Here is a 6,826-nt window from a genome sequence, read left to right on the forward strand (position 1 = left end):
TAAAAGGTTTTGAGGAGAAGCAGAGATGGCCGGCGCGAAAGAGATACGTAGCAAGATCGCCAGCGTGCAAAACACGCAAAAGATCACGAAAGCGATGGAGATGGTCGCCGCCTCCAAAATGCGTAAAACGCAGGATCGCATGGCGGCCAGCCGTCCCTATGCAGAAACCATGCGCAAAGTGATTGGTCACCTTGCGCTGGGGAATCTGGAATACAAACACCCGTACCTGGAAGAGCGCGATGTGAAGCGCGTGGGGTATCTGGTGGTTTCTACCGACCGTGGTCTGTGCGGTGGCTTGAACATTAACCTGTTTAAGAAACTGCTGACAGATATGAAAGAGTGGAACCAGAAGAGCGTGGACATCGATCTCGCGCTGATCGGTTCGAAAGCGGTCTCTTTCTTTGGGTCCGTGGGTGGCAATGTTGTCGCTCAGGTTACCGGTATGGGGGATAACCCCTCGCTGTCCGAGTTGATCGGTCCGGTGAAGGTGATGCTGCAGGCCTATGATGAAGGCCGTCTGGATCGCCTGTATGTGGTGAGCAACAAGTTCATCAATACCATGGCCCAAGAACCACAGGTCCTTCAGTTGTTGCCGTTGCCGAAGGCTGACGATGCAGAGCTGAAGCGGAAATCATGGGATTACCTGTACGAACCGGATCCTAAGGCGCTGTTGGATACCTTGCTGCGCCGTTATGTGGAATCTCAGGTTTATCAGGGCGTCGTGGAAAACCTGGCCAGTGAGCAGGCCGCGCGAATGGTTGCTATGAAGGCAGCAACCGATAACGGCGGCAACCTGATCAAAGAGCTGCAGTTGGTCTACAACAAGGCTCGTCAGGCCAGCATCACCCAGGAGCTGACCGAGATCGTCTCGGGTGCTGCTGCGGTTTAAGAGCTAGGTTTACGAATTACGTAGAGGATTCAAGATGGCTACTGGAAAGATTATCCAGGTTATCGGCGCTGTGGTGGACGTGGAGTTCCCGCAAGATGCCGTGCCGAAGGTGTATAACGCACTGGAAGTAAAAGGCGGTGCCACGAAACTGGTACTGGAAGTGCAGCAGCAGCTGGGTGGCGGCGTCGTTCGCTGCATCGCGATGGGCTCCTCCGACGGTCTGCGCCGTGGGCTGGTGGTTGAAGACCAAGACCATCCGATCGAGGTTCCGGTCGGTAAGGCGACCCTGGGCCGTATCATGAACGTACTGGGTGATCCGGTCGACATGAAGGGCGAGATCGGCGAAGAAGAGCGTTGGGCTATCCACCGCGCGGCGCCGAGCTATGAAGATCTGTCCAACTCTCAGGAGCTGCTGGAGACCGGCATCAAGGTTATCGACCTGATTTGCCCGTTCGCCAAAGGCGGTAAAGTTGGCCTGTTCGGTGGTGCCGGTGTGGGTAAGACCGTTAACATGATGGAGCTTATCCGTAACATCGCTATCGAGCACTCCGGTTACTCCGTATTTGCCGGTGTAGGCGAGCGTACCCGTGAGGGTAACGACTTCTACCACGAGATGACCGACTCCAACGTATTGGATAAAGTTTCTCTGGTATACGGCCAGATGAATGAGCCGCCGGGAAACCGTCTGCGTGTGGCGTTGACCGGTCTGACCATGGCGGAGAAATTCCGTGATGAAGGTCGCGATGTGTTGTTGTTCATCGATAACATTTATCGTTATACCTTGGCTGGTACCGAAGTTTCTGCTCTGCTGGGGCGTATGCCGTCGGCGGTAGGTTATCAGCCGACCCTGGCGGAAGAGATGGGTGTGTTGCAAGAGCGTATCACCTCAACGAAGACGGGCTCTATCACCTCCGTACAGGCCGTATACGTCCCGGCGGATGACTTGACTGACCCCTCCCCGGCGACCACCTTCGCCCACTTGGATGCGACCGTCGTACTGAGTCGTCAGATCGCCTCGCTGGGTATCTACCCGGCCGTTGACCCGCTGGATTCGACCAGCCGTCAGCTGGATCCGCTGGTGGTGGGTCAGGAGCACTACGATACCGCACGCGGCGTGCAGTCCATCCTACAGCGTTATCAGGAGCTGAAGGATATCATCGCCATTCTGGGTATGGACGAGCTATCCGAAGAGGATAAGCTGGTGGTTGCCCGTGCGCGTAAGATCCAACGCTTCCTGTCTCAGCCGTTCTTCGTGGCCGAAGTGTTCACCGGTTCTCCGGGTAAGTATGTGTCACTGAAAGACACCATTCAGGGCTTTAAAGGCATCATGAACGGTGACTATGACCATCTGCCGGAGCAGGCGTTCTACATGGTGGGTTCTATCGACGAAGCCATGGAAAAAGCCAAGAAACTGTAACGCCTGATAGGAGGGTGATATGGCTATGACTTTCCATCTGGATGTGGTCAGCGCGGAGCGTCAGATGTTCTCCGGGCTGGTGCAAAAAATCCAGGTGACGGGTAGTGAAGGTGAGCTGGGTATCTACCCGGGTCATGCTCCGCTGCTTACTGCCATTAAGCCTGGCATGGTGCGTATCGTTAAACAGCACGGCGAGGAAGAGTTTATCTACTTGTCCGGCGGCATCCTTGAGGTGCAGTCCAGCGCGGTAACCGTGCTGGCCGATACCGCTATCCGTGGTCAAGACCTCGACGAGGCGCGCGCGATGGAATCGAAGCGTAAAGCCGAAGAGCACATCCGTAGCTCGCACGGCGATGTCGACTATGCTCAGGCATCCGCAGAGCTGGCCAAGGCGATTGCGAAACTGCGTGTAATCGAACTGACCAAAAAAGCGATGTAAGCAGACAGACTGCCGCAAAAACCTCTCCCATTGGAGAGGTTTTTTTTATGGTGAAAAAAAGTGTTCTCCCCTAATCGATTACGGGTTGCTTATTAAGCGCTAACCCTAAAAACAGCGCACGAGGCAGAGAGTGTTTGCCCTTGCGGCGCCAAGTTATCTATCATCACCCCATCCCTTCAGGCTCACGGGTCTGAGCGTGTTTTGAGTAGAGAAATATGTAGTAATCCTGCTGGCTAACAGGTTTACTTGAGCCCATCAATTTGAATGGATCAGATTGCTTATGTCGACACATCCGTTAAGCGTGGTCATCCTTGCCGCCGGTAAGGGGACCCGCATGTATTCCGATCTTCCCAAGGTATTGCATCCGCTGGCAGGTAAGCCGATGGTGCAACATGTCATCGACAGCGCATTGACGCTGGGCGCACATCAGGTTCATCTGGTCTATGGTCATGGCGGCGAGTTATTGCAGTCTCGTTTGGCCGGTCAGCCATTGAATTGGGTCTTACAGGCACAGCAGTTAGGTACCGGTCATGCGATGCAGCAGGCGGCACCTTATTTTGCCGATGATGAAGATATCCTGATGTTATACGGTGACGTGCCGCTGATCGCGACTGCGACGCTGCAACGCCTGATCGCTGCCAAACCGCAGGGAGGGATTGGACTATTGACCGTCAAACTCGCCGATCCGACAGGCTATGGTCGTATCGTGCGTCAGGATGGTGTGGTTACGGGTATCGTCGAACATAAGGATGCCAGTGAAGTACAGCGCCATATCGATGAGATTAATACCGGTATTCTGGTGGCGAATGGTGCGGATCTGAAACGTTGGTTGGCACGTCTGGATAACAATAATGCCCAGGGTGAGTTTTACATCACCGACATTATCGCCATGGCTCATCAAGAAGGGCGGCGGATTGAAGCGGTACATCCCGATCACCTGTATGAGGTTGAGGGCGTGAATAACCGCTTGCAACTGGCTGGCTTGGAGCGAGCTTATCAACAGCAGCAGGCGCAGCGTCTGTTGTTAGCGGGCGTCATGTTGCTCGACCCGGCGCGTTTCGATCTGCGCGGGGAGTTGTGTCATGGACGTGATGTGATCATCGATACCAATGTGATCATTGAGGGTAAGGTGACATTGGGTGATCGGGTGCATATCGGCAGCGGTTGCGTGCTGAAGGATTGTCAGATTGCCGCCGATAGCGTGATCAGTCCCTACACGGTGATCGAGGGGGCGGCGCTCGCCGAATCCTGTACTGTGGGGCCATTTGCGCGCCTGCGCCCCGGTGCCCGTTTGGATGCTCAAGCGCATGTGGGTAACTTCGTCGAAATGAAGAAGGCGCATTTAGGCCATGGTTCTAAAGCCGGTCATTTGAGTTACCTCGGGGATGCGCAGATTGGTGCGGGGGTGAATATCGGCGCCGGTACGATCACCTGTAACTATGACGGTGCCAATAAGCATCAGACGGTGATCGGTGATGATGTATTTGTCGGTTCCGATAGCCAACTGGTGGCGCCGGTCACCATTGGCCGCGGCGCGACCATTGCGGCGGGTACAACGGTAACGAAAGACGTTGGCGACGATGAGTTAGTCCTTAGCCGGGTGAAACAGTCACAGATCCGCGGTTGGAAACGGCCGGTGAAGAAAAAATAAGCGCGATCGCTGCGGCCTGACGGCCGCAGCGGTTTTGCGCTGTACTCCTGCTTGGAGTACAGCGCAAAACATAATAACGCGCCCTACAACAGATAAGGCGTGGCCCCACTCTCTACAAGGCTCGGGGCAACGACGTAATACGTCGTTTATCAATCAGATCGATACGGGCATCGACAAACCGCCTTGGTGGTTTTGTTATAGGAATTAAATCGTATGTGTGGAATTGTTGGCGCAGTGGCGCAACGTGATGTCGCAGATATTCTGTTAGAAGGCCTGCGCCGTTTAGAGTATCGCGGTTATGACTCGGCGGGATTGGCGATAGTCGATTCTCAAGGCCATGTACAACGTTTACGCCGAGTCGGCAAGGTCAAGGCATTGAGCGATGCTGTCGCCCTATCTCCGATGATCGGGGGAACCGGTATTGCCCATACCCGTTGGGCGACTCATGGTGAGCCGAGTGAACAGAATGCGCACCCCCATGTGTCCGGCCACATTAGCGTGGTACACAACGGTATCATCGAAAATCATGAAATACTGCGCGCGCAATTGATCGAGCGTGGTTATCACTTTACCTCTGAAACCGATACCGAAGTGATTGCCCATTTGGTGAACTGGGAGCAGCGTCAAGGCGGATCCCTGTTAGAGGTCGTTAAGCGGGTGATCCCACAACTACGAGGTGCTTACGGTACCGTCGTCATGGATAGCCAACAGCCTAACGTACTGGTCTGTGCACGCTCCGGTAGTCCATTGGTCATCGGTCGCGGTATGGGAGAGAACTTCCTCGCCTCCGATCAGCTTGCCTTGCTACCCGTAACGCGTCGCTTCATCTTCCTGGAAGAGGGGGATATTGCCGAGGTGACGCGTCATAGCGTGACCATTTTCGATGCGAGTGGTGCGGCGGTAGAACGCGCCGAGATTGAGTCCAACGTGCAGTACGATGCTGGTGACAAAGGCAATTATCGTCACTACATGCAAAAGGAGATCTATGAACAGCCTCAGGCCATTAAAAATACCCTTGAGGGGCGTTTTAGCCATGGCTGCATCGATCTGAGCGAACTGGGTGAGGCAGGGGATCGCCTGTTATCACAGGTGGAGCATGTGCAAATCATCGCCTGCGGCACCTCTTATCATTCTGGCATGGTGGCGCGTTATTGGTTTGAGGCATTGGCCGGTATTCCTTGTGATGTGGAGATCGCGTCGGAGTTCCGCTATCGCAAGTCTGCTGTGCGCAAGAACAGCCTGATCATCACGCTATCTCAGTCCGGTGAAACGGCTGATACTCTAGCGGCGTTGCGTCTGTCAAAGGCGATCGGCTACCTGGGATCGCTGGCGATTTGTAACGTCGCCAGTTCATCGCTGGTGCGTGAGTCCGACCTGGCATTGATGACGCGTGCCGGTACCGAGATCGGTGTGGCTTCAACCAAGGCCTTCACCACGCAATTAACGGTGTTGCTGATGCTGGTGGCGCGTATCGGTCGTCTGCATGGTATGGCTGCCGATATCGAGCATGATATTGTTCATGCGCTACAAGCCTTGCCGAGCCGTATCGAACAGATGCTGTCGCTGGATCGTAGCATCGAAGCGTTAGCTGAGGAGTTCCTGGATAAGCATCATGCATTGTTCTTAGGGCGTGGTGATCAGTACCCGATCGCGATGGAAGGTGCGCTGAAGCTGAAGGAGATCTCCTATATTCATGCCGAAGCCTACGCCGCTGGCGAGCTGAAGCATGGTCCATTAGCACTGATCGATTCCGATATGCCCGTGGTGGTGGTCGCTCCGAACAATGAACTGTTGGAGAAACTAAAATCCAACATTGAAGAGGTGCGCGCCCGCGGTGGTCTGCTGTACGTTTTCGCCGCCCAAAGCGCCGGGTTTAGCGAAAGTGAAGGGATGCGTATCATTGCGTTGCCGCATGTAGAAGAGGTGATCGCGCCGATTTTCTACACGGTCCCATTACAGCTGCTTTCGTACCATGTTGCATTGATCAAAGGTACTGACGTAGATCAGCCGCGTAATTTGGCTAAATCTGTCACCGTTGAGTAAGTCTTCGTCTGTGATGATAAGGGGATGAGTATTCATCCCCTTTTTTAGTGGCGTTCTGCAAGCGTGCGTTAGCGGGCTAACGAAGCGAAGAGATAACGTAACCACCACAGCGGTTTCCACCAACGTTTTTGCTGCGGCAACGTTACCGGGAATAGATTATGACGGTAGATGATACGCCATTCAAAATTAAGGAACATACGACTGTGCCCATATTCATCGCCATAGTTTTCACACTCATACCGTTTTTGCCGATCGATCGGTGTATTCGCCGATAAGTCACGCTCTAGACTATGATAGCTTTTTTCACGATCTAGGCTGTGTCCCTTAATCACCTGAGCTATAGTAACTGCCTGTTTCCATGACATATTGAACTATGGCTCGTTACGA

The 6,826-nt window shown here is 54.0% G+C and carries 5 protein-coding genes and 1 pseudogene; 5 read left to right on the forward strand and 1 reads right to left on the reverse strand.

The features are described 5' to 3' along the window. The first annotated feature begins 25 nt into the window (after positions 1–25). The 5 genes from atpG to glmS all read left to right on the forward strand — a co-directional run bounded on the left by atpG (position 26) and on the right by glmS (position 6,439). Complete coding sequence (gene atpG / locus ACEQFP_RS15895; protein WP_097364252.1) at positions 26–889, forward strand: F0F1 ATP synthase subunit gamma; 864 nt, start codon at positions 26–28, stop codon at positions 887–889. Between the two features lie 34 nt (positions 890–923). Then, positions 924–2,306, forward strand: coding sequence for a F0F1 ATP synthase subunit beta (atpD, locus tag ACEQFP_RS15900; RefSeq protein ID WP_005291207.1), 1,383 nt, complete (start codon positions 924–926; stop codon positions 2,304–2,306). Between the two features lie 19 nt (positions 2,307–2,325). Further along, positions 2,326–2,745 (forward strand): F0F1 ATP synthase subunit epsilon, encoded by a 420-nt coding sequence (locus ACEQFP_RS15905; protein ID WP_005291204.1) that lies wholly within the window; start codon positions 2,326–2,328, stop codon positions 2,743–2,745. Positions 2,746–3,025: 280 nt separating this feature from the next. Then, positions 3,026–4,396 (forward strand): bifunctional UDP-N-acetylglucosamine diphosphorylase/glucosamine-1-phosphate N-acetyltransferase GlmU, encoded by a 1,371-nt coding sequence (gene glmU, locus ACEQFP_RS15910; RefSeq protein ID WP_068870267.1) that lies wholly within the window; start codon positions 3,026–3,028, stop codon positions 4,394–4,396. Between the two features lie 213 nt (positions 4,397–4,609). Then, a complete protein-coding gene (gene glmS / locus ACEQFP_RS15915; protein WP_035598612.1) occupies positions 4,610–6,439 on the forward strand; it encodes a glutamine--fructose-6-phosphate transaminase (isomerizing) in 1,830 nt (609 codons plus the stop codon). Positions 6,440–6,507: 68 nt separating this feature from the next. Here the strand turns inward: glmS and ACEQFP_RS15920 are convergent. Beyond that, positions 6,508–6,753: pseudogene (locus ACEQFP_RS15920) on the reverse strand (glycosyltransferase family 2 protein); the annotation flags it as partial. Positions 6,754–6,826: the final 73 nt, after the last annotated feature.

Origin of the sequence: Edwardsiella sp. A.80236 (assembly GCF_044540725.1) — a bacterium.
Taxonomy (GTDB): Bacteria; Pseudomonadota; Gammaproteobacteria; order Enterobacterales; family Enterobacteriaceae; genus Edwardsiella; species Edwardsiella tarda.